General features: G+C 57.9%; 25 protein-coding genes. 3 read left to right on the forward strand and 22 right to left on the reverse strand.

Going from position 1 to position 21623, the window contains the following annotated elements:
• Positions 1 to 55: 55 nt before the first annotated feature.
• The 21 genes from U0029_RS16950 to U0029_RS17050 form a co-directional block, all read right to left on the reverse strand.
• The gene (locus U0029_RS16950; protein ID WP_236824184.1) at positions 56 to 1045 is read right to left on the reverse strand and encodes a Bug family tripartite tricarboxylate transporter substrate binding protein; all 990 of its coding nucleotides are present in this window, start codon (positions 1043 to 1045) and stop codon (positions 56 to 58) included.
• A gap of 21 nt (positions 1046 to 1066) precedes the next feature.
• A complete protein-coding gene (locus U0029_RS16955; protein WP_114851564.1) occupies positions 1067 to 1624 on the reverse strand; it encodes an NADPH-dependent FMN reductase in 558 nt (185 codons plus the stop codon).
• A gap of 7 nt (positions 1625 to 1631) precedes the next feature.
• Positions 1632 to 2621, reverse strand: coding sequence for a tripartite tricarboxylate transporter substrate binding protein (locus U0029_RS16960; protein ID WP_114851563.1), 990 nt, complete (start codon positions 2619 to 2621; stop codon positions 1632 to 1634).
• Positions 2622 to 2701: 80 nt separating this feature from the next.
• Positions 2702 to 3550 carry a fumarylacetoacetate hydrolase family protein gene (locus tag U0029_RS16965; RefSeq protein ID WP_012415743.1) on the reverse strand — a complete coding sequence of 283 codons (849 nt, stop codon included), beginning with the start codon at positions 3548 to 3550 and terminating at the stop codon, positions 2702 to 2704.
• A 53-nt stretch (positions 3551 to 3603) separates the two neighbouring features.
• Positions 3604 to 4185, reverse strand: a complete 582-nt coding sequence (locus tag U0029_RS16970; RefSeq protein WP_231838544.1) for a VOC family protein — start codon at positions 4183 to 4185, stop codon at positions 3604 to 3606.
• Positions 4186 to 4837: 652 nt separating this feature from the next.
• The gene (gene rpsQ, locus U0029_RS16975; protein WP_012415741.1) at positions 4838 to 5119 is read right to left on the reverse strand and encodes a 30S ribosomal protein S17; all 282 of its coding nucleotides are present in this window, start codon (positions 5117 to 5119) and stop codon (positions 4838 to 4840) included.
• 2 nt (positions 5120 to 5121) lie between these two features.
• Positions 5122 to 5313, reverse strand: a complete 192-nt coding sequence (gene rpmC / locus U0029_RS16980; protein WP_012415740.1) for a 50S ribosomal protein L29 — start codon at positions 5311 to 5313, stop codon at positions 5122 to 5124.
• Between the two features lie 11 nt (positions 5314 to 5324).
• Positions 5325 to 5741: a 50S ribosomal protein L16 gene (gene rplP, locus U0029_RS16985; protein WP_012415739.1), complete on the reverse strand. Its 417-nt coding sequence runs from the start codon at positions 5739 to 5741 to the stop codon at positions 5325 to 5327.
• Between the two features lie 2 nt (positions 5742 to 5743).
• Entirely contained in the window at positions 5744 to 6538 is a 795-nt protein-coding gene (gene rpsC, locus U0029_RS16990; RefSeq protein ID WP_012415738.1) for a 30S ribosomal protein S3, read from the reverse strand.
• A gap of 9 nt (positions 6539 to 6547) precedes the next feature.
• Positions 6548 to 6877: a 50S ribosomal protein L22 gene (gene rplV / locus U0029_RS16995; RefSeq protein WP_010925688.1), complete on the reverse strand. Its 330-nt coding sequence runs from the start codon at positions 6875 to 6877 to the stop codon at positions 6548 to 6550.
• 3 nt (positions 6878 to 6880) lie between these two features.
• On the reverse strand, positions 6881 to 7156 hold the full coding sequence (rpsS, locus tag U0029_RS17000) for a 30S ribosomal protein S19 (protein ID WP_012415737.1): 276 nt from the start codon (positions 7154 to 7156) through the stop codon (positions 6881 to 6883).
• A 12-nt stretch (positions 7157 to 7168) separates the two neighbouring features.
• On the reverse strand, positions 7169 to 7996 hold the full coding sequence (gene rplB, locus U0029_RS17005; protein ID WP_012415736.1) for a 50S ribosomal protein L2: 828 nt from the start codon (positions 7994 to 7996) through the stop codon (positions 7169 to 7171).
• Positions 7997 to 8293 (reverse strand): 50S ribosomal protein L23, encoded by a 297-nt coding sequence (rplW, locus tag U0029_RS17010; RefSeq protein WP_012415735.1) that lies wholly within the window; start codon positions 8291 to 8293, stop codon positions 7997 to 7999.
• A complete protein-coding gene (gene rplD, locus U0029_RS17015; RefSeq protein ID WP_012415734.1) occupies positions 8290 to 8907 on the reverse strand; it encodes a 50S ribosomal protein L4 in 618 nt (205 codons plus the stop codon). Before rplD ends, rplW begins: the two co-directional genes overlap by 4 nt.
• A 4-nt stretch (positions 8908 to 8911) precedes the next feature.
• Positions 8912 to 9601 carry a 50S ribosomal protein L3 gene (gene rplC / locus U0029_RS17020; protein WP_039051829.1) on the reverse strand — a complete coding sequence of 230 codons (690 nt, stop codon included), beginning with the start codon at positions 9599 to 9601 and terminating at the stop codon, positions 8912 to 8914.
• Between the two features lie 478 nt (positions 9602 to 10079).
• Positions 10080 to 10391, reverse strand: a complete 312-nt coding sequence (gene rpsJ, locus U0029_RS17025; RefSeq protein ID WP_003806903.1) for a 30S ribosomal protein S10 — start codon at positions 10389 to 10391, stop codon at positions 10080 to 10082.
• A gap of 63 nt (positions 10392 to 10454) precedes the next feature.
• On the reverse strand, positions 10455 to 11645 hold the full coding sequence (tuf, locus tag U0029_RS17030) for an elongation factor Tu (RefSeq protein ID WP_012415717.1): 1191 nt from the start codon (positions 11643 to 11645) through the stop codon (positions 10455 to 10457).
• 76 nt (positions 11646 to 11721) lie between these two features.
• Positions 11722 to 13824, reverse strand: a complete 2103-nt coding sequence (gene fusA, locus U0029_RS17035; protein WP_012415732.1) for an elongation factor G — start codon at positions 13822 to 13824, stop codon at positions 11722 to 11724.
• Between the two features lie 18 nt (positions 13825 to 13842).
• Complete coding sequence (gene rpsG / locus U0029_RS17040; RefSeq protein WP_012415731.1) at positions 13843 to 14313, reverse strand: 30S ribosomal protein S7; 471 nt, start codon at positions 14311 to 14313, stop codon at positions 13843 to 13845.
• A 168-nt stretch (positions 14314 to 14481) separates the two neighbouring features.
• Positions 14482 to 14859, reverse strand: coding sequence for a 30S ribosomal protein S12 (gene rpsL / locus U0029_RS17045; protein WP_005017264.1), 378 nt, complete (start codon positions 14857 to 14859; stop codon positions 14482 to 14484).
• Positions 14860 to 15293: 434 nt separating this feature from the next.
• A complete protein-coding gene (locus U0029_RS17050) occupies positions 15294 to 16007 on the reverse strand; it encodes a response regulator transcription factor (RefSeq protein WP_114851562.1) in 714 nt (237 codons plus the stop codon).
• 249 nt (positions 16008 to 16256) lie between these two features.
• Between U0029_RS17050 and U0029_RS17055 the strand changes: the two genes are divergently transcribed.
• Genes U0029_RS17055 through U0029_RS17065 form a run of 3 tightly spaced genes read left to right on the forward strand, consistent with a single transcriptional unit; the run spans position 16257 to position 20433 of the window.
• On the forward strand, positions 16257 to 16976 hold the full coding sequence (locus U0029_RS17055; protein ID WP_114851561.1) for a response regulator transcription factor: 720 nt from the start codon (positions 16257 to 16259) through the stop codon (positions 16974 to 16976).
• Between the two features lie 38 nt (positions 16977 to 17014).
• On the forward strand, positions 17015 to 18118 hold the full coding sequence (locus U0029_RS17060; RefSeq protein ID WP_012415728.1) for a FecR family protein: 1104 nt from the start codon (positions 17015 to 17017) through the stop codon (positions 18116 to 18118).
• Positions 18119 to 18129: 11 nt separating this feature from the next.
• Entirely contained in the window at positions 18130 to 20433 is a 2304-nt protein-coding gene (locus U0029_RS17065; protein WP_114851560.1) for a CHASE2 domain-containing protein, read from the forward strand.
• A gap of 6 nt (positions 20434 to 20439) precedes the next feature.
• Here U0029_RS17065 and U0029_RS17070 read toward each other — a convergent pair whose 3' ends face one another.
• Positions 20440 to 21534 (reverse strand): serine/threonine-protein kinase, encoded by a 1095-nt coding sequence (locus U0029_RS17070; RefSeq protein ID WP_114851559.1) that lies wholly within the window; start codon positions 21532 to 21534, stop codon positions 20440 to 20442.
• Positions 21535 to 21623 lie beyond the last annotated feature (89 nt).

The raw sequence follows: 21623 nt of genomic DNA on the forward strand, positions 1-21623 counted from the left end.
TTTTTCCTTGAAAGCGGTTCATTGTGTAATAGAAAAAATAAATTAGAGAGACGGCTTAGTCTGCGGACATATTGGCCGCACGCATGACGGGCGTCCAATAGGCAATTTCATCATTGATGAAACGGCCGAATTCTTCTGGATTACTGGTTTTTATTTGCACACCTTTTTCGGTGATTTTCTTGGATATCACCGGGTCGTGCATGGCAGCCGTAATAACCTGATTCAACCTGTCTACTACCGGCTGAGGTGTACCTGCCTTGACAGCGACACCCCACCAGAACGTAGGAACTATGCTGCCATAGCCCAGCTCTTTGAGCGTCGGCACATCTGGCAAAGATGGCGCACGCTGGTCGGAACCAATCGCCAGCGCACGAAGCTTGTTGGCGTAGACATAACTGCCCGATGTCGGGATAGCGTCATACATAAAGTTGACTTGTCCTCCCATCAAATCGCTCAAACCGGGTAATGAACCTCGATAGGCTACATGGGTCATGGTGGCGTCGATATGCTTGGCCATCAACGTGCCAAACAGGTGTCCCCCGGTACCCACGCCTTGCGACGCATAGCTGATTGCGTCAGGACTGGCTTTAGCCGCAGTAACCAGATCTTCAAAGCTGCGGTAAGGGCTATTCGTCGGAACGACCACCAATGCTGGAGCAACGACCAACTGTGTCACGGCCTGCAAGTCTTTACGCGGGTCATAGCTGAGTTTTTTGAACAAGCCCAAATTAGTGGCCAACGATGGAACATCGCCAAAAAATACGGCGTACCCGTCAGCCGGCGCTGTTTTGATCACATTCATACCAATATGAGCAGCGCCACCGGGACGGTTATCCACCACTACAGCTTGCTTGAGCTCATTACTCATATAGGTGGCAACCTCACGCGCCAACTGGTCTGTCAACCCGCCGGCTGCATAAGGAACGACCAGGCTGATAGGCTTGACAGGCCACGCGGGAGTCTCGGCGACTGCGCTAGTGCTGATCACTCCAGTGACCAGGGCGCACATCAACAACCGACGGGATAAAGAGGACAGTAGGTTCATGATCTAAAATTTAAATGTGCGTTAACGCAGTGTTTTCAAAGCACCAGACCAGCGCTGAAGCTCGATTAACATTTGCTCTGCAGCTTGTTGTAACGGCTGCGTGTTTTCCAAAACGCCGTTAGAGACCTTGTCTGCAATCATTGGTATTGCGACGGACTCCACCAAGGGCACCATTTTTAGCGCCGCCAGCATGGGCTTGACTGCCTGGGCAGCTCGTAGACCTGCGGATAAACCACCATAGCTGACGAGGCCTGCTGGTTTGTACTGCCATTCTTTAGACAGATAGGTAATCGCATTGATCAAGGATGCTGGCGGCATATGGTCATATTCGGGCAGCACAAAAACAAATGCATCTGCACTGGCGATGTCATTCGCCCACCGACGTGTAAGCGCATGCTCATATTGACCAAGTCTTGGGTGCTTGGGCTCATCAAAAATGGGGAAATCGTAGGCGGCCAAATCAAGCACGCGAGCTTGAATACTCGGTAAAGATGCGCAAAGCGCTTCTAGCCAAGCTGATACAGCAGGCCCTACACGACCTGGTCGTGTCGACGCAGTAATAATTCTTAGCTCTGTCATGGCTGGATTAGTTGCTTAGCGACAAACGTTGAAGCGTGTTTCTCTTGAGTTCAAAGTCACGCAGAAGCCGGCTTTGGAAATCATTGGCGCCTTGGTAGTCCAGCACTTGATTATTTTTACCGGCCCATTCCTGATAGGCCGTACTCTGTGTAGCCTTTTGACATGCCTCTTCGAGATGCTGCAGTACAGCCTTAGGAGTATTTGCGGGAGCGAAAAGGCCGCCAAAACTCGCTTGCTCTACAGGGACGCCAAGCTCGAGCAGGGTTGGTACATCAGGAAATGCCGGGTGCCGTTTGTTTGAAAAAACGGCAATGAGCTTCAGATTCCCATTATTGATATGCGCGGTCGCAGAGCTGACCAGCATGGCGCCAAACTCCAATCGCTCTGCAAGTAGATCTTGCAGCATGGGCCCATCTCCTTTGTACGGGATATGGGTAAATGTCGTGCCGGTGTTGGCTTCTACGTCAGCAATGCCCAGGTGGGGAATAGAGCCTGTTCCAGACGTGCCATAGCTCACACCATTTGGAGATTTCCTGGCGTGCGCGAGTAAATCATTGATGCTTTTATCCGCAGATTTTTTGTGCACCACGACGCCGAAAATGTTGTCGAATATCTGGCAAATCGGCTGAAAATCTTGGAGCTTGTAAGAAAGCTTTGCGATGCGATGAGGTTCGCTGGTTAACGGCACAGCAGGACTAAATGCCAGGTTGTAGCCATCGGGTGTCGAACGAGCTAATTGCTGCATCCCGATAGTGCCGGCAGCCCCATCACGATTAACAACCACCACAGGCTGACCCAGTTTTTCTGAGAATTCCTGTGCAAACCTCCTGGCATTTGAATCCAGGCCACCGCCCGGTGCAAACGGGACAAGCAGTTGAACAGGGTGTGATGGGTAAGATGGATCTGCATTGGCATTGGAAGCCAGGCATCCCAACGCTATGCCGCAAAAAAAGCGGAATTTATTCTTAGCCTGAACAGCCGATAATTTTTTTCCCATGTCTCCTCCGTGCAGTTTTTCACTGTCTTTCCTTGAGGGGAAAACAGATTTTTTAAACCTGTTTTCGCTGTATTCCGGTGTTACTCGTCACGAATACCGTTACGCAAAATACCTACTGCATCGACTTCAATTTCCACGATGTCGCCAGGCTGCATGAATACGGGTGGCGTACGCTTATTGCCCACGCCACCGGGAGTACCGGTTACGATCACATCGCCAGCTTCCAAGGGGATAAACGTGGAGATATAGGCAATTTGGCGGGGGATGCTGTGTATCATCATGTCCGTCGTCGCCTGCTGCATGACTTGCCCGTTCAAACGGGTGGTCAATGTCATTTTCTGGTTGGGTGCAATTTCGTCAGAAGTCACCATCCAGGGACCAAAACCCCCTGTGCGCCAGAAATTCTTGCCCGGGCCCCACTGCGAAGTAGCCACTTGCCAGTCGCGAATGCTGCCGTCGTTGTAGCAGGAGTAACCCGCAATATGATTCCAAGCGTCCGCCTCGCTGATGCGACGCCCGCCCTGGCCAATCACGATCGCAATTTCACCTTCATAGTCGAGACGGCTGGATTCCGGAGGACGCACGATGTCTTGGCCATGGGCAACTTGCGACTCATTCAGGCGCATGAAGATCACCGGACTCTCGGTGATCGTCTTACCTGTTTCTCGCACATGTTCGCCGTAATTCAGGCCAATGCACAAAATCTTGCCCGGGTTCGGCACCACTGGCAGCAGGGTAAGTTGGTCAAACTTCAAGCTTGCGGCTTGAGATGCAAGCACTTGTGCAGCATCCGCTTGCATATTGCAGGCAATCAGACTTTTTAAGTCTGGCGCTTTTTCACCGAATGTCTGACCTAAGTCCCAAACGTCATTTCCAACAACAGCGCCGTAAGTGGCGCGGCCTTGGTGTTCGAAGCTGATAAGTTTCATACTGTCCGCTATGGTTTCAGTTGGAGTTAGTACTGCGCTGTGCGCAAAAATGCTTAATCTGTGCGACCTTGGTCACGGTCCATACGTGCTTGTATTTTTGCTCGCCATTCCTCGCGCGGCATAAAGCGGGGCGTGCGCTTGGCGATAGCTTCAGCTTGAGCCATCACGTGCTCATCGCTGGTATCAAAGTCGATCGCCTCGCGCAAAGGTTGATAGCAGTACCAAGGGGTATCCATGAACACCTCAATGCGGTTGCCCTCCGGATCACGGAAGTACAGCGATACCGCATTGCCATGGGTAGTTGCCTGCATATCATTGGCCCCGGCAGCTAAAGCACGCTCGTGAACTTGGCGCAGATTGGCCAGATCAGGAACTTGGAAAGAGATTTGATTGATCGGGTTGAATGTGTGCACATCCTCGGGACGCCCGGTCAGCAAGGCCAACTGGTGATGCGTATCAGGATCTCGGCTGAGAAAAATCAACTGAATAGCGCCTAAAGCACCCCGATCCGTTTCAGTGAACTGCAGTACGGCTTTGTAAAAATCCGCCATAGCCTCCAGGTCATAGACATGGAAGCCGAAGTGGCTAAATTTGACCTCAAGCGTTTTTGTGCCAATCATTTGATAAAAAACCATCAATCACATGATAGACATGAGTTTATATTAATATTTTTATCAAATTAAGATAATTATGAGACTTTAAGTGTAAGCCCTATAAGGGTTTACCAGGATTACGGCGCCCGTTAACGCTGAAACGCAGTCCCCGCACGCTAGGCGCTTGGTCGGAGGCGTTGCGAATGCAATGCTGCCGCTAGGCCAAGTAGAAGCGCCTCTGTCGTCATCCGTGATTTCGCTGGCAATCCAGCTTATGCGAGGGATCGGTGGCCACGCTGGAATCGAGGCTTAGAAAGCGCCGGGCAGCAGATGATTACTCTCTGCGCATGCCTGCCGAAAGTCCGCTGGATGATTGGTATGAGCAGTGCCTGGGGATACCCCAGCGCATCAAAAAAGGCGGGCAGTTCCCACCCACGCCAAGAGACAGATCTGGCTGCCAGTGCGCCGCGCAACGGATACACCAGCTATGAGTGCCTGGTGCCAACGGTTCCCGGGTCGGCCTATCCAGCTCATGCGGCTCACGTCTGGGGAACCCCACAGCGCACCAAAGAAAAAACCCCCGCATCTCTGACGACATGCAGGGGTTTTTCGGCAATCTGACAGCAGGGATGCAATCCCTGCCGTTTCACTTCGGGGCATTCCAGGCTAGCCTGAAACGCCGCAAAGATACGACTTAGATGATGCGCGCCGCTTCGACCAGACGCACCACACGCCACGCCTTGGAGCGCGAGATGGGGCGGCCTTCCGCGATTTCGACGGTATCGCCTTCGTTGTACTGGTTCGATTCGTCATGGGCCTTGTACTTGGCCGAACGCATGACGATCTTGCCGTAGATGGGGTGCTTGACGCGGCGCTCAACGAGCACAACGACAGTCTTGTCCATCTTGTTGCTGACGACCTTGCCAACCAGCGTACGCTGGCGCTTGGTAACCTGGGTGTTTTGCGTTTCGCTCATGTTTATTTCCCTGCCTTCTGGGTCAGCAAGGTACGCACACGCGCGATGTCGCGACGCACGTTGCGCAGCTGGCTGGTATTGGCAAGCTGCTGCGTAGCCTTCTGCATGCGCAGACCAAATTGCGCCTTCAGCAGGCTCTCGAGCTCTTTGCCCAGCTCGGCGGCGTCTTTCGAACGGAGTTCGCTAGCTTTCATATTTGTACTCCTTAAGCACCGATATGACGCGCAACGAACGTGGTCGAGATCGGCAGCTTGGCGGCGGCCAAGCGGAACGCTTCGCGCGCCAGCTCTTCGCTGACCCCTTCCATTTCGTAGAGCACCTTGCCGGGCTGGATTTCAGCGACCCAATACTCGGGGTTGCCTTTACCGTTACCCATCCGGACTTCAGCCGGCTTTTGCGAGATCGGCTTATCCGGGAAAATGCGAATCCAGATACGGCCGCCGCGCTTGATGTGACGGTTGATGGCACGACGAGCAGCTTCGATCTGACGCGCGGTCAGACGGCCGCGGCCAGTGGCCTTCAGGCCGAATTCGCCGAAGGACACTTGGGCGCCGCGAGTAGCCAGGCCGGTGTTGCGGCCCTTTTGCTCTTTGCGATACTTTCTGCGAGAGGGTTGCAGCATGGTTATTCTCCTTCAGGAGCCGGAGCCGCATCCGCCTTGCGGGGAGCGCGGCCACGACCACCACCCGGACGGCCGTTACGGGCGCCATCGGGGCGATCGCCACGGGGGGCACGGCGCGGACGACGTTCTTCTTCACGCGGGGCAGCGGTTTCGACCGGCAGCTCGCCATTGGCCAGCATGTCGCCCTTGTAGACCCACACCTTGATGCCGATCACACCATAAGTGGTATGGGCTTCGGAGGTGCCGTAGTCAATGTTTGCCTTCAGCGTGTGAAGCGGCACGCGGCCTTCGCGGTACCACTCGGTACGAGCGATTTCGATACCGTTCAGACGGCCCGAGCTCATGATCTTGATGCCCTGGGCGCCCAGACGCATTGCGTTCTGCATGGCGCGCTTCATGGCGCGGCGGAACATGATGCGCTTTTCGAGCTGTTGCGAGATCGAATCGGCGATCAGCTGAGCATCGGTTTCCGGCTTGCGGATTTCCTCGATGTTGACGTGCACGGGCACGCCCATCAGACGCTGCAGATCAGCCTTCAGGCTTTCGATGTCTTCGCCGCGCTTGCCGATCACCACGCCCGGACGAGCCGAGTAAACAGTGATACGGGCGTTCTTGGCGGGACGCTCGATAACCACGCGACCAACGGAAGCGCTCTTGAGCTTCTTCTTCAGGTACTCGCGCACGCGGATGTCTTCGGCCAGCATGCCGCCGAAATCCTTGTCGTCAGCGTACCAACGCGAGGACCAGTTACGGGTGACCGCGAGACGGAACCCAGTGGGGTGAATTTTCTGACCCATCTTGACTCCTTAAGCTCCGACCTTGACCGTGATGTGGCAGGTCTGCTTCTCGATACGGTTGCCACGGCCCTTGGCGCGAGCCGAGAAACGCTTCATCGATTGAGCCTTGTCCACAAAAATCGTGGTGACCTTCAGCTCGTCGATATCGGCGCCGTCGTTGTGTTCGGCGTTAGCGATAGCGGACTCGACAGCCTTCTTCAGGATGACGGCAGCTTTCTTGGGCGAGAAGGTCAGGATGTTCAGCGCCTGAGCAACCGACTTGCCGCGGATCAAATCCGCAACCAGACGGGTCTTTTGGGCCGAGATGTGAACCCCACGGATAATGGCAGTAGTTTCCATCGCTTACCTCTTCGCCTTCTTGTCCGCAGCGTGACCCTTGAACGTACGGGTCAAGGCGAACTCGCCAAGCTTGTGACCGACCATGTTCTCGTTGATGTAAACGGGAACGTGTTGACGGCCGTTGTGCACAGCGATCGTCAGACCGATGAACTCGGGCAGGATCGTGGAACGGCGCGACCAGGTTTTGATCGGCTTCTTGTCTTTGCCCGCAACGGCCGCTTCCACCTTTTTGGTCAGGTGCGCGTCGACAAACGGGCCTTTCTTGATCGAACGTGACATAGTGTTCGCCTCTTACTTGCGCTTGCGCCGTTGGACGATCATATTGTTCGTCCGCTTGTTGCGACGGGTCTTGTAACCCTTCGACGGAGTACCCCACGGGCTGACCGGCTCGCGAGCTTCGCCAGTACGGCCTTCACCACCACCGTGCGGGTGATCGATCGGGTTCATGGCAACGCCACGGACCGTCGGGCGGATACCGCGCCAGCGCATAGCACCGGCCTTACCGATTTGACGCAGGCTGTGTTCTTCGTTACCGACTTCACCAATGGTGGCACGGCATTCGATGTGCACGCGACGGACTTCACCGGAACGCAGGCGAACCTGAGCGTAAGTGCCTTCGCGGGCCATCAGCACGGCGGAAGCGCCGGCCGAACGGGCCATCTGAGCACCCTTGCCGGGGATCATCTCGATGCAGTGAATGGTCGTACCCACCGGGATATTGCGGATGGGCAGCGTGTTGCCGGCGCGGATCGGGGCTTCGATACCCGAAATCAGCGTGGCACCCACTTCCAGACCGCGCGGAGCGATGATGTAACGACGCTCGCCATCGGCGTAGCACAGCAGGGCAATGTGCGCCGTGCGGTTGGGGTCATATTCCAGACGCTCAACCTTCGCGGGGATGCCATCCTTGTTGCGACGGAAGTCGACAACACGGTAGTGCTGCTTGTGGCCACCGCCACGATGACGGATCGTGATGTGACCGTTGTTGTTACGGCCCGAACCACGGATCTTCTTTTCGAGCAGAGCGGCGTGAGGCGCGCCTTTGTGCAGGTTAGGGCTGACAACCTTCACCATGCCACGGCGGCCAGCCGAAGTCGGCTTAACTTTAACGAGGGCCATTTACTTCACCTCCGCAAAGTCGATTTCCTGGCCTTCTTTGAGCGAAACGTAGGCCTTGCGCTCATTGCGGCGGCGACCAACGAATCGGCCAAAGCGCTTGACTTTGCCCTTACGGTTGAGGACCTGCACAGCTTCGACCTGCACCTTGAAGAGCAGTTCGACGGCAGCCTTGATTTCCGGCTTGGTGGCGTCAGCCACGACACGGAAGGCGATTTGCTGGTGCTTCTCGGCAACGAACGTGGCTTTTTCAGTCACGACCGGCGCGAGAAGGACTTGCATCAAGCGTTCGGCGTTCATCCGAGCATCTCCTCGAGTTGCGCGATGGCCGGCTTGGTGATCAGCACTTTCTTGTAGTGGATCAGCGACAGCGGATCGGCATAGCGGGGCTCGACCACGGCAACATGCGGCAGGTTGCGGGTGGCGAGGTAAACATTTTCATCCACCGTGTCGGTGATGATCAGCACGGAATCCAGACCCAGCGCCTTCAGCTTCTCAGCCGCCAGCTTGGTCTTGGGCGACTCGAGCGAGAAGGTGTCAACCACAGCGATGCGGTCTTCACGGGCCAACTGCGACAGGATCGAGCGGATCCCGGCACGGTACATCTTCTTGTTGACCTTCTGGCTGAAGTTTTCTTCAGGCGAATTCGGGAACGCGCGACCACCCCCACGCCACAGCGGCGACGAGGTCATACCAGCGCGAGCGCGGCCGGTACCCTTTTGACGCCAGGGCTTCTTGGTGGAGTGCTTGACTTCAGCGCGATCTTTCTGAGCGCGGTTGCCGCTACGAGCGTTGGCCTGGTAGGCAACAACGATCTGGTGCACCAGCGCTTCATTGAAATCACGGCCGAAGATGGTGTCGGGCGCGCTAAACGTGGCGGCCTGACCTTGGTCGTTCAGGAGCTTGAGATCCATTTACTTACGCCCCCTTCTTGGCCGGCGCCTTGACAGCCGGACGCACGATGACATCGCCACCAGCGTGGCCAGGGACAGCGCCCTTGACCAGCAGCAGACCGCGCTCGACGTCAACGCGAACGACGTCGAGGTTCTGAACGGTACGAGTCACATCGCCCAGATGGCCAGCCATGCGCTTGCCGGGGAAAATGCGGCCCGGATCCTGTGCTTGGCCGATAGAGCCAGGCACGCGGTGCGAACGCGAGTTACCGTGCGAGGCACGTTGCGAGCCGAAGTTGTGGCGCTTGATGGTGCCGGCAAAGCCCTTACCAATCGTGGTGCCCGTAACGTCGACTTGTTGACCGGCTTCAAAGACGGATTCCACGGCGATGACCGAGCCAGCCGTGAATTCGGCGGCGCGGGTGGGATCGAGGCGGAATTCTTTCAGGATGCTGCCGGCTTCAGCGCCAGCCTTGGCGAAGTGACCGGCCTCAGCCTTGGTCACGCGCGAGGCGCGGCGATTGCCATAAGTCACTTGGATGGCGGCGTAGCCGTCGGATTCCAGGGACTTGACTTGAGTCACGCGGTTGTTGGACACGTCCAGTACGGTCACCGGGATGGACTCGCCTTCCTCGGTGAAAATACGGGTCATGCCGACCTTGCGACCCACCAGACCCAGCCGGTGAGCGGCGGGCGTGGGTGTCGTATTCGACATCGTTTTCTCCATTCCCGACTGCGATTGGTCGGGGCTAATCAGGCAAAGGGTAACGGCCTTCTGCCCTACAGTACAAAGAACTTTGGGCGAAATTTGCTCACCCACTTCTCTCGCCACAAAATGGCAAGCTTCTCATATTAGCACGTTTTTCGTAGTGGACACAAGCACTTAGCCTCATCCCGCCCAGGGTATCCGCAGCGTTGTTGCAACGCCCCCCAACGACTGGCTACAGCCTCTTGGGCTGCACTGCCAGTGAGTGACCACTACGTCACTTAGGCGAACCTCGACAACCTGAACATCGACGGCTGCGACGCGCTAACCTCAGAGCCAGGCCATACAGACGTTCGGTGAACAGATTGCCAGGCAGCGTGCTGCTCAAGCTCGCCCGGACTCAAAACGCGGAACAAAAAAACGACCGCGCTTCTTTCGAAGAGCGGCCGCTTTACAGGTTTCGGCGAAGGAGAAACCTGAGCCTTGCTTACTGCAACGCGATCTCGACGTCGACACCGGCCGGCAGGTCCAGACGCATCAGAGCGTCAACGGTCTTGTCGGTAGGATCAACGATGTCCATCAAACGCTGATGGGTACGAATTTCGAACTGGTCGCGCGAGGTCTTGTTGACGTGCGGCGAACGCAGAACGTCGTAGCGACGGATGCGCGTGGGCAGGGGAACCGGACCGCGGACGACAGCGCCGGTACGCTTGGCGGTGTCAACGATTTCCGCTGCGGACTGGTCGATCAGCTTGTAATCGAAAGCCTTCAGACGGATGCGGATCTTTTGGTTTTTCATGGCGTTTCCTAAAGAACGAAAAACGAAGGCGGCCAACAGCCTGACCGCCCCCGTGCTGGGATATTACTTGAGGATCTTGGCCACGACACCGGCGCCGACGGTACGACCGCCTTCACGGATGGCGAAGCGCAGACCTTCTTCCATGGCGATGGGGGCCAGCAGCTTGACCGTCATCGTCACGTTGTCGCCCGGCAGAACCATTTCCTTGTCCTGCGGCAGATCGATCGTGCCCGTCACGTCCGTCGTGCGGAAGTAGAACTGCGGACGATAGCCGTTGAAGAACGGCGTGTGACGGCCGCCTTCTTCCTTGGACAGAATGTACACCTCGGCCGTGAAGTCCGTGTGCGGGTTGATCGAACCCGGCTTGGCCAGCACTTGGCCACGCTCGACGTCTTCACGCTTGGTGCCGCGCAGCAGAATGCCCACGTTGTCGCCCGCTTGACCTTGGTCCAGCAGCTTGCGGAACATTTCCACGCCCGTGCACGTCGTCTTCACCGTCGGCTTGATGCCCACGATTTCGATTTCTTCGCCAACTTTCACCACGCCGCGCTCGATACGGCCGGTCACCACCGTGCCACGACCCGAGATCGAGAACACGTCTTCCACCGGCATCAGGAACGAACCGTCAACCGCACGCTCAGGCGTCGGAATGTAGGTGTCCAGCGCCGCAGCCAGCGACAGAATCGCCTGCTCGCCCAGTTCGCCCTTGTCGCCTTCCAGCGCCAGCTTAGCCGAACCCTTCACGATCGGCGTGTCATCGCCCGGGAAGTCGTACTTCGACAGCAGTTCGCGAACTTCCATCTCCACCAGCTCGAGCAGCTCAGCATCGTCAACCATGTCCGCCTTGTTCAGGAAGACAATGATGTACGGCACGCCAACCTGGCGGCTCAGCAGAATGTGCTCACGCGTCTGCGGCATCGGGCCGTCAGCAGCCGACACCACCAGAATCGCGCCGTCCATTTGCGCCGCGCCCGTGATCATGTTCTTCACGTAGTCAGCGTGGCCCGGGCAGTCAACGTGCGCGTAGTGACGCGATTCCGTTTCGTACTCAACGTGAGCCGTGTTGATCGTGATGCCGCGTGCCTTCTCTTCCGGCGCCGCGTCAATCTGGTCGTAGCCACGCGCTTCGCCGCCGAACTTCGTCGACAGAACCGTCGTGATCGCCGCCGTCAACGTCGTTTTGCCGTGGTCAACGTGACCAATCGTACCCACGTTCACGTGCGGCTTGGTACGTTCAAACTTGCCTTTTGCCATGATCTATATCCTTTAACTTTCAAGGAAACTTGGATATTTGCCGCGCCCCGCATCACGGGGTCACGGCGACGGTTATTTACTTGCCCCGAGCAGCGATGACTTCGTCAGCGACGTTCTTGGGAGCTTCAGAGTAATGCTTGAATTCCATCGTGTACGTGGCACGACCTTGGGTCAGCGAACGCAGGTTGGTGGCGTAACCGAACATCTCGGCCAGAGGAACCTCTGCCTTGATGATCTTACCGCCGCCGACCATGTCGTCCATACCTTGGACCATACCGCGACGCGAGGACAAATCGCCCATCACGCCACCAGCGTAGTCTTCCGGCGTTTCAACTTCAACAGCCATCATCGGTTCGAGCAGGACCGGGCTGGCCTTGCGCATACCTTCCTTGAAAGCCATCGAGCCGGCCATCTTGAACGCGTTTTCGTTCGAGTCCACATCGTGGTACGAACCGAAGAACAGCGTGACCTTGACGTCCACGACGGGGTAGCCAGCCAGAATACCAGCAGGCAAGGTTTCTTGGATGCCCTTGTCCACGGCGGGGATGTATTCGCGAGGAACCACACCGCCCTTGATGGCGTCGACGAACTCGTAGCCACCGCCAGGAGCCAGCGGTTCAACCTTGAGCACCACGTGACCGTACTGACCACGACCGCCCGACTGTTTGACGAACTTGCCTTCAACTTCGTCGCAGGTCTTGCGGATGGTTTCGCGGTAGGCCACTTGCGGCTTGCCGACGTTGGCTTCCACGCCGAATTCGCGCTTCATGCGATCGACGAGAATTTCAAGGTGCAACTCGCCCATGCCCGAAATAATGGTCTGGCCGGACTCTTCATCGCTGCGCACGCGGAACGACGGATCTTCCTGAGCAAGACGCGACAGCGCCAGGCCCATCTTTTCCTGGTCAGCCTTCGACTTGGGTTCAACGGCCTGCGAAATCACGGGCTCGGGGAACTCCATGCGCTCCAGCGTGACGTGAGCGTCGATGTCGCACAGCGTTTCACCGGTGGTCACGTCTTTCAGACCCACCACGGCGGCGATGTCGCCAGCGAGAACTTCCTTGATTTCTTCGCGGTTGTTCGCGTGCATCTGCAGAATACGACCGATACGCTCTTTCTTACCCTTGATGGGGTTGTAGACCGTATCGCCCGACTTCAGCACGCCCGAGTAAACACGCACGAAGGTCAATTGACCCACGAACGGATCGCTCATCAGCTTGAATGCCAGAGCCGAAAACTTTTCGCTGTCGTCAGCACGACGCTGGACTTCGTTGCCGTCATCGTCAGTGCCATCGACCGGCGGAATATCGATCGGCGAAGGCAGGTATTCGATGACCGCGTCCAGCATGCGCTGCACGCCCTTGTTCTTGAAGGCGGTGCCGCACAGCATCGGATGGATTTCGCCAGCGATGGTGCGTTGACGGATAGCCGCGTTGATTTCGGCTTCTTCCAGCGTGCCGGTTTCGAGGTACTTGTTCATCAGTTCCTCGGACGACTCGGCGGCGGCCTCGACCAGCTTCTCACGCCATTCTTCGGCGCTGGCTTGCAGTTCGGCCGGGATGTCGGCGTATTCAAACTTGGTGCCTTGGCTGGCTTCATCCCAGATGATGGCCTTCATCTTGACCAGATCAATCACGCCGGTGAACGTATCTTCGGCGCCGATCGGGATCACGATCGGGACGGGATTGGCGCGCAGGCGGGTACGCAGCTGCTCGTAGACCTTGAAGAAGTTGGCGCCGGTACGGTCCATCTTGTTCACGAAGGCCAAACGGGGCACGCCGTACTTGTTGGCTTGGCGCCAAACGGTTTCCGACTGCGGCTGAACGCCACCCACGGCGCAGTACACCATGCAGGCACCGTCCAGAACGCGCATGGAACGCTCCACCTCGATGGTGAAGTCCACGTGTCCCGGGGTGTCGATGATGTTGATGCGGTGCTCGGGAAAGTTGCCGGCCATGCCGCGCCAAAACGCCGTCGTAGCCGCCGACGTAATGGTGATGCCACGCTCTTGCTCTTGCTCCATCCAGTCCATGGTGGCTGCGCCATCATGCACTTCGCCAATCTTGTGATTGACGCCGGTATAGAACAGGATGCGTTCGGTCGTGGTGGTTTTCCCTGCATCGATGTGCGCAGAGATACCAATGTTGCGATAGCGCTCGATCGGGGTTTTGCGGGCCATGGTGGGTTAATCCTTAAATTACCAGCGGAAATGGCTGAAAGCCTTGTTGGCTTCGGCCATCTTGTGCGTGTCTTCGCGCTTCTTCATTGCGGCGCCACGACCTTCGGAGGCGTCGATCAGTTCACCAGCCAGACGCAGATCCATCGACTTCTCGCCACGCTTCTTGGCGGCTTCACGGAGCCAACGCATAGCCAGGGCCAGGCGGCGCACGGGGCGCACTTCAACCGGCACTTGGTAGTTGGCACCGCCAACGCGGCGGCTCTTCACTTCGACGATCGGCTTGATGTTGTTGATGGCCAGCGTGAAGACTTCAATCGGCTCTTTGCCGGTCTTGGTCTGGACTTGAGCCAGGGCACCGTAGACGATGCGCTCGGCGACGGCTTTCTTGCCGTCCAGCATCACAACGTTCATGAACTTGGCGAGTTCGACGCTGCCGAACTTGGGATCGGGCAGAATCTCGCGCTTGGGTACTTCGCGACGACGGGGCATTTTTGCTTCCTTGTGTCTGTTCAGTTGAACCGCGTTTTTTACACGGTCACGGCCACCCATACAGAATGACCACTTACGTGCTGCACACTATTCCAGCTTCCACTGGCGCAGCTGCACACTCTCCGGATTACGGGTCTTCCCGCAACCGGGGTACTGCCTTGAAGACGATTAGGCCTTCTTCGGGCGCTTGGCACCGTACTTGGAACGAGCTTGCTTACGGTCCTTGACGCCTTGCAGGTCAAGGGAGCCGCGCACGATGTGATAACGCACACCGGGCAAGTCCTTCACACGACCGCCACGCACCAGAACGACCGAGTGCTCTTGCAGGTTGTGGCCTTCACCGCCGATGTACGAAATGACTTCGTAACCGTTGGTCAGACGCACCTTGGCAACCTTACGCAGAGCGGAGTTCGGCTTCTTGGGGGTGGTGGTGTAGACACGGGTGCAAACGCCGCGACGCTGGGGGCAATTTTCCAGCGCGGGGCTCTTGCTCTTGATGATGCTGACTTCGCGCGGCTTGCGCACGAGTTGGCTAATGGTAGGCATGACCTTTGAAATCCCTTTTACGTACCACTGGTAAGTACTTACGTACTATGTCCTCCGGGCGCCTGATGCTAAGAGCGCCCTGGCGGAGGCAGTTTGCGCAAAACCGCCTCTGACGTGGTTGACGTAAAAGAGCGGGTCTTGCAGACAAGCGCACAAAGTTTGAAAGATGCCTGTTTCACTGCTATTACCCCGGCAGGATTCTCTGGGCGCAAACCCTAAGGCGGTTTGATCGGCAGCTTCCGTGGGGGTGGGGTCGCGGACAAAACTACCTGAACTCGTGACGCATCCGGCAGTTTTGCTTACATCCGCAGCACCTGTACTTTGCACGCGCATAAAGCAGTAAGCCCTTCAGCTTAGCTTAGTTAGCCGCTGCTGTCAAAGGGGATGCGCAAAATTTGCGCGAAAGCAAGCCCTGTACGCAGCGCCCCCCGGCCTCAAACCTGCGCAAACAAGTAGCCGCTGCCGTAGACCGTGCGGATAGGCAGGTTCAGACCGGCCAACTCGGCCTTTCGACGCAGACGGCTGATCACGACATCGATGCTGCGCGTGCCCGTCATCCGCGAACTGGCGCCGTCGGCGCTGAGCTCTTCAGCCAACAGCTCGCGGCTGACGGCATTCCCACCGGCCTGCAAGAGCACACGCACGATAGACCGTTCGTTGGCCGACAGCGACAGCGTGGCGCCCAGGGGGGCCGCCAGCGTCCAGTCCTGGTCGCGCAACTCCCATTTGCCAGGCCCGGATAAGGTGCCCGCCAGGGAGTCAGACGCATCCTCGCGCCAGGCGGGTAGGCGACGCGCCAGCGCCAGCAAAACGCCTGCCAGTTCACGGTCGTCGAGCGGCTCGGTCAGCGCAGCATCGGCGCCGCTCTGAAGACAACGCAAACGCATCTCCATCGGCATTTCGCTGGCTTTGACGACGATGCCGAGCTCAGCAGAGCCCCGCAGACGCGCAATCAAGGAAAATCCCAGCTCACCCAGATCGCTGCAATCCAGCACGACGATGTCGTAATGCTCTTCGTTGAGCATGCCGAAGAGTTCCAGCGGTGTGGAACAACCTTTTGTCGAAATACCAGCTTGCAGCAGCACGGCAATGATGCGAGCGCGGCTGGCTGAATCCGGCACCATGATTAGAGTGCTCAAGTGTTTCATGACCAGACCCTATCTCACCCTTAAATGGTTTTACATCCCAGACTATGCAAACACTGCAAATCTCGATGCGATTAGAGATAGTGTGGCGTTGTATTGCGAATTTCCACCAGTCAAGATTCGTCAACTTTGCAATGATTGAGCAAGTTGTTGCGCTAAATCAGAGAGTTATAACAAAGGTTATGATTGCAGCGTAGCGCAAGCCGCGGCGCTCGGATTGGCTGGTACTCACTGGCCCCAACCTCTGGGAAAATGACAGGGCCTATGAAAATAGCCTCATTGGAAGATGACCTGGATCAGGCACGCCACATTCAGCAGCTCCTGCAACAAGCCCATTACGAATGCCGCAGTTTTCAGCAAAGCCAGGATTTACTGGCGGCGATGCGCGTAGAGAGCTTTGATCTGATCTTGGTTGACTGGCAGTTGCCCGACATGGACGGCGACGAAGTCGTGCGTCATTTGCGGGCCCGTTACGGCATAGGACTGCCCATTATTTTTCTGACCAGCCGCAATCAGGAAGAGGATCTGGTCGAAGGTTTGAACGCTGGCGCAGACGATTACATCGTCAAGCCCTTGCGAGCGGCCGAATTGCTCGCCCGTGTAGCTGCCCTGCTACGCCGCACACAAGCGACTACCTCGCTGGAAAACCCGGCTTTCGATCTTGGCCCTTATCATGTGGACCCGGCGCGGCGCGTTATCGAACTGCATGGCGAGGCGATTCCCCTGGCGCCCAAAGAATACGAATTGGCGCTATTGTTTCTACGCAATATCGGCCGTCTGCTCTCGCGTGACCTGCTGGCTGAAAGCGTATGGAACCGGGAGATTCCTCCGACCTCGCGCACGCTGGATACGCATTTGTCGAACATACGTCAGAAACTGCAATTGCGGCCTGAGAACGGTCTGCGTCTGACGTCTTCCTATGCCCTGGGTTACCGCCTGGAAACCGTAGCGGGTAAAGAAACACCGAACTGAACGCGCCCTGACGCGCTTGAAATAACTGGAGAGTGGCCATGCACCGGAGCTTCCGGCGCGCGCCCTTGATGCTGAGTGTGGCGCTGGCGACGACCGCCGTCCATGCTCAGCCTGCGGGTACGCTGAACGAGGATTTTATTCACCGGGTACGTCCTGGCGACACACTGAGCGGCCTCGCTGCGTCCTACACTGGCAAGGAGAGCCATTGGCAGGTGCTACAGCAACTGAATGCCATAGGCGATACCCACGCCCTGCCCGTCGCACGCGAATTGCGCATCCCCTTAGCCATGATTCCGGAGGTGGCCAGTTCCGCACAGGTTACCAGCCTGACTGGCAAGGCCGGACTCGATGGGCAGGAACTCAAAGAGGGCAGCGCTGTGAGCGAAGGCGGTCTGCTGACGACCGGTCCGAACAGCTTCATGACCCTGCGACTTTCCGATGACAGCGAAATCGCATTGCCCCCCAATAGCGCCGTGAGTTTGCAACGCCTGCGCCGTTTTAAACATATGCCCATCACCGACACCGTGCTATCGGTAGAGCGGGGCGCAATGGAGTCAAAGGTTGCTCCCGATGGCGGTGGCGTGGGCCGTTTCGAGATCCGTTCCCCAGTGGCAGTAACCGGCGTGCGGGGTACGCGCTTTCGCGTGGAGGCCTCGTCCAATGGCGCCAGCCAGGCTGTGCTGGAAGGCAATGTGCGGGTACAGGCCCACGCACCGGGTCAGAAACCTGAAGCGCCCATCACCGTGCATCAAGGCCAAGGGGCCCGCATTGGTAGTGACGGGAGCGTCCTGGGCCTGCGGCCCTTGCTGCCCGCCCCCGCGTTGGGAACACCACGCCGCGCAGAGGGCGGCTGGACCGCCCTGGTCACCCCGGTTGCTGGCGCACAGGCCTACAACGTGCGGGTCTCGCGTGATAGCGATGGCATGCAAGTCATCGCCGCTAAGCAGTACAACACGCCAGATATCCGATTTGCCGCACCGGGTCCTGGCACCTATTATGTCAACGTGAGCGCCATCGACGAGTTCGGGCTTGCGGGCTATGAGGCGCGGCAAACCTTTGAAGGTACGCTAGCCTTGCTCAGCACCGACGACAAGCCCGTGCTCAGTGGCACAGGTGAGATCATCGCTTTGCAAACCTACTGACAGGAAGTGCAATGGCCGCAGACCCCCGTGCGTTCCGGCCTCGCTCAGGTTTTTTCCTAACTGCGCTGCTCACGCTGTTTGCAGCATTCCTGGGCGCTTTTTCCGGCTTGGGCCGGATCGACCAGACGCTCTACGACAGGGCGATCTCGCTGATCGGCAGACCTGCGCAAACCGATATCGTCCTGGTCACGATTGACGATGACAGTATTGCCAAAATGGGCCGCTGGCCCTGGAAGCGGCAGGTTCATGCAGCGTTGCTAGACCAGCTGCATGAGGCACGGGCAGTCGGTCTGGATCTGATCCTGTCGGAACCCGACCGGAACGATCCCAGCGCTGACGAGGCCCTGGCCAAGGCAATGCGCGCGCACGGCCGCGTCGTCTTGCCCCTCGTACTGGACGATCTCAATACGCCCACTGCCGCTCAAACACCCGAGCCGAAATTGGCCGATGCCGCAGCAGCCCTGGGTTTCATCAATATCCCGGTGGATGCGGATGGCGTCGTGCGTCACAGCGCCTGGGAGCGCACCGTGGGCGACGAGCGCTGGAAGCACTTTTCACTCGCCCTGCTCCAAGCCGCGAATGAACCATCCGATCATTTCATGGGCAAGGCCCAGGACAAGGGCGAGACGCTGATTCCCTTTACGGGTCCGCCAGGCCACATAAAAATGGTGCCCTACCTGGACGTGCTGGAGGGACGGCTCGCACCGGAGTGGTTCCGCGATAAGTACGTGATCGTGGGATCTTGGGCCACGGGCTTGACCGACACCTTCCCCACACCGGTTTCACACCGCAGCAGCGGCATGGCGGGCATGGAAATCTTGGCCAATATGTTGCAGGCCGAGCGCCAGCATTGGTCATTGCGCACGGCCTCCGCACTGGAAAACATGCTGGCCAGCGCACTGCCCGTGCTCTTACTCTGCCTGGTGATGCGACACGGCTCACCCAAGCTGTCATTGGCCCTCAATCTGATCCTGCTTCTTCTCGTGCTACCCGGCGCCGTGCTGATGCTGCGCTTTGGCCAGCTATGGTTCCCGCCTTCTGCCGCCCTCTTCAGCCTGGCGCTATGCTATCCCCTATGGAGCTGGCGCAGCCAAGAGGCCGTGCTGCGCTATATGGACAGCGAACTCAAAAGGCTGAGGCACGAGTATGCTCCCGTGCTCGATGGCGCCCGCCCGGCCGCCAGCTTGCTGGGACGCCGTTCGGTCGAAGACCGTCTGAGCCAGTTCCGCCGCGCGCTGGCTTTGGTACGTAATCTGCGCCAGTTTCTCACTGACGGCCTGAACGGCATGCCTGATGCCACACTGGTTTTTGATCAGGCTGGCCGCCTCCAATTCCGCAATCGGGCAGCCGTGTTTTTCTTTCGCCGTATCCGGACACGGCCACCGCATATTGGTCAGCAAGCGTCGGACGTTCTTGCCACCCTGCTGCCGACAAACGCCATGCTGGAGGCCATCACGGCATCGATACAGGAAGCCGCCGGCAAACCGCCGCGCTCAGGTTGGAGCGCGGACCTGGAAACCCGCGTGCAGGGCGGCCGCGACGTGATTTTCAAATGCGCGCCGATCCATTCCGGTGAGGGAGAGTTTGTCGGCACCATCCTCACACTGATCGACATCAGCGCCATTCGTCATGCCGAACGCCAGCGCGAAGAGATGCTGCGCTTTATTTCCCACGATATGCGGGCGCCACAAAACTCGATTCTTGCCCTGGTCGCGCTGCACGAAAAAGAAGCACACAGCCAGGACCAGACAGAAACCTTGCAGCGCATTGCTCAACTGGCGACTCGCACGCTGCACTTGATGGATGGCTTCGTGCAATTGACACGCGCGGAGTCCATGAAGATAAACAAGGTGCCCCTGGACCTGGCCGACTTGTTGCGTGAAGTCTGTGATGATTTTTGGGCAGTCTCTCAAACCCGCCATATCACCGTCGTCCTGGATGACGCCTTACCCAGCGCCTTTGTGATGGGCGACCAAGCCTTGCTGCGCCGCGCTCTCGCCAATCTGCTGGATAACGCGATTAAGTACAGCCCTAGAGACAGCCGCATTCAGTGCAGCGTCGGCCAGGATGATTTGTATTGGGTGATACGTATTCAGGATGAAGGGCCGGGAATCGCCGCCGAGGATATGGAGCGTGTATTTCAGCCTTTTTCGCGCATGGGCGCCGCTATCGATGCGGATGCCGGTGGCGCAGGGCTGGGCCTAGCCTTTGTGCGTACCGTAGCCGAACGGCATCAGGGCCGGGCCTGGGTGACCAGCGCCCCGGGGCAGGGTTCGACGTTCTTGTTCAAGCTACCGCGCAGCGAAGAACACTGACGCTGATCAGCGAAAGATGTGGCTGATCGCAGCGCCCGCTTTGACCTCAAGGGCCGCCATATAGGGCTGCCAGTCACCATGGCGCACCATCACGCTGTATTTTCCGGGAACCAGTTTGAGTTCCCGCAGCGGTGGCGATACGCCACGGTTCACGCCGTTTATCCAGACTTCACCCCAAGGCTGAATATTCAGAGGCACCGCGATACCGGCCTGATTATCTGCCTTCACTTCAGTAGCAAGACCAGGTGCAGGCCCCGCAGCGGCCTGCGGCACCAGCAGTTGGGCCGCTGAGGCCAACAGAACCGGCGACTTTTTGGGAACGAAAGCGACCGGCACCGTTTGAGACGCGGCGATCACTGGCGGCGCCGCATTGGCGAGACGATCCCAGCAGTACACGGCCATCGCCAACATGGCAAGCAATGAGAGGCAGACCAGCGCCAAGCTACCCCTGCGCGATGCCACATGGAGCAGGGGTAGCATACGGGGTTCTTCAGCATGCAACTCGATAGGGGGAATCGTCACCAGCGCCGCCTGATCAACCGCAGGCATGAAAGCGAGGCTTGCAGCGAAGTCCGCCATAGACTGCGGCCTATCCTGCGGACACAAAGCGAGTCCGGCATCGATGCTGCGCAGAAACTCCTGGCTATAGCGCGGCAATTCGCGTTGTGCCAGCGGCACGTAATTATCTTGCTCAAATCGGTCGGCACTCGGTGCCGGCAGCGTACCGGTCACCAGCGAATGCACGACCGCACAGAGGCTGTAAATATCACTCCACGGGCCGCGTGGCCATTGCATCGACTGCACATAAAACTCATAGGGTGCAAAGCCGGCGACAACAACAGGCCCCGGACTTTCTGACTGACGTGGCTGCGTATCCACGGCCATGAGATGAGCTCGGCCCCCCTCATCCAAGCCGATTGAGGATGTGCTGACATCGCCGCAAATACGGCCTCTGTCGTGTAAAGCCTGCAACGGTGCAATCAGCTCTTTGAGCAGCCGCTTGATGCGCGCCTCGGGTACGCCTCCGCCTGCCGTGGCGGCAATCGCATTCAGTGGCCTATGAGCCAACGGAGCAGCACCGGCAAACGGACTGCGCGACATCGATGGACCTGCTGCAAAAAAAGATTGCATCTGAACATACGCGGCGATGACGGCCGCAGCACCCTTTACTCAAACAAGCTACTCAAACA

The sequence above is a fragment of the Bordetella avium genome (genome assembly GCF_034424645.1).
Lineage (GTDB): Bacteria > Pseudomonadota > Gammaproteobacteria > Burkholderiales > Burkholderiaceae_B > Bordetella > Bordetella avium.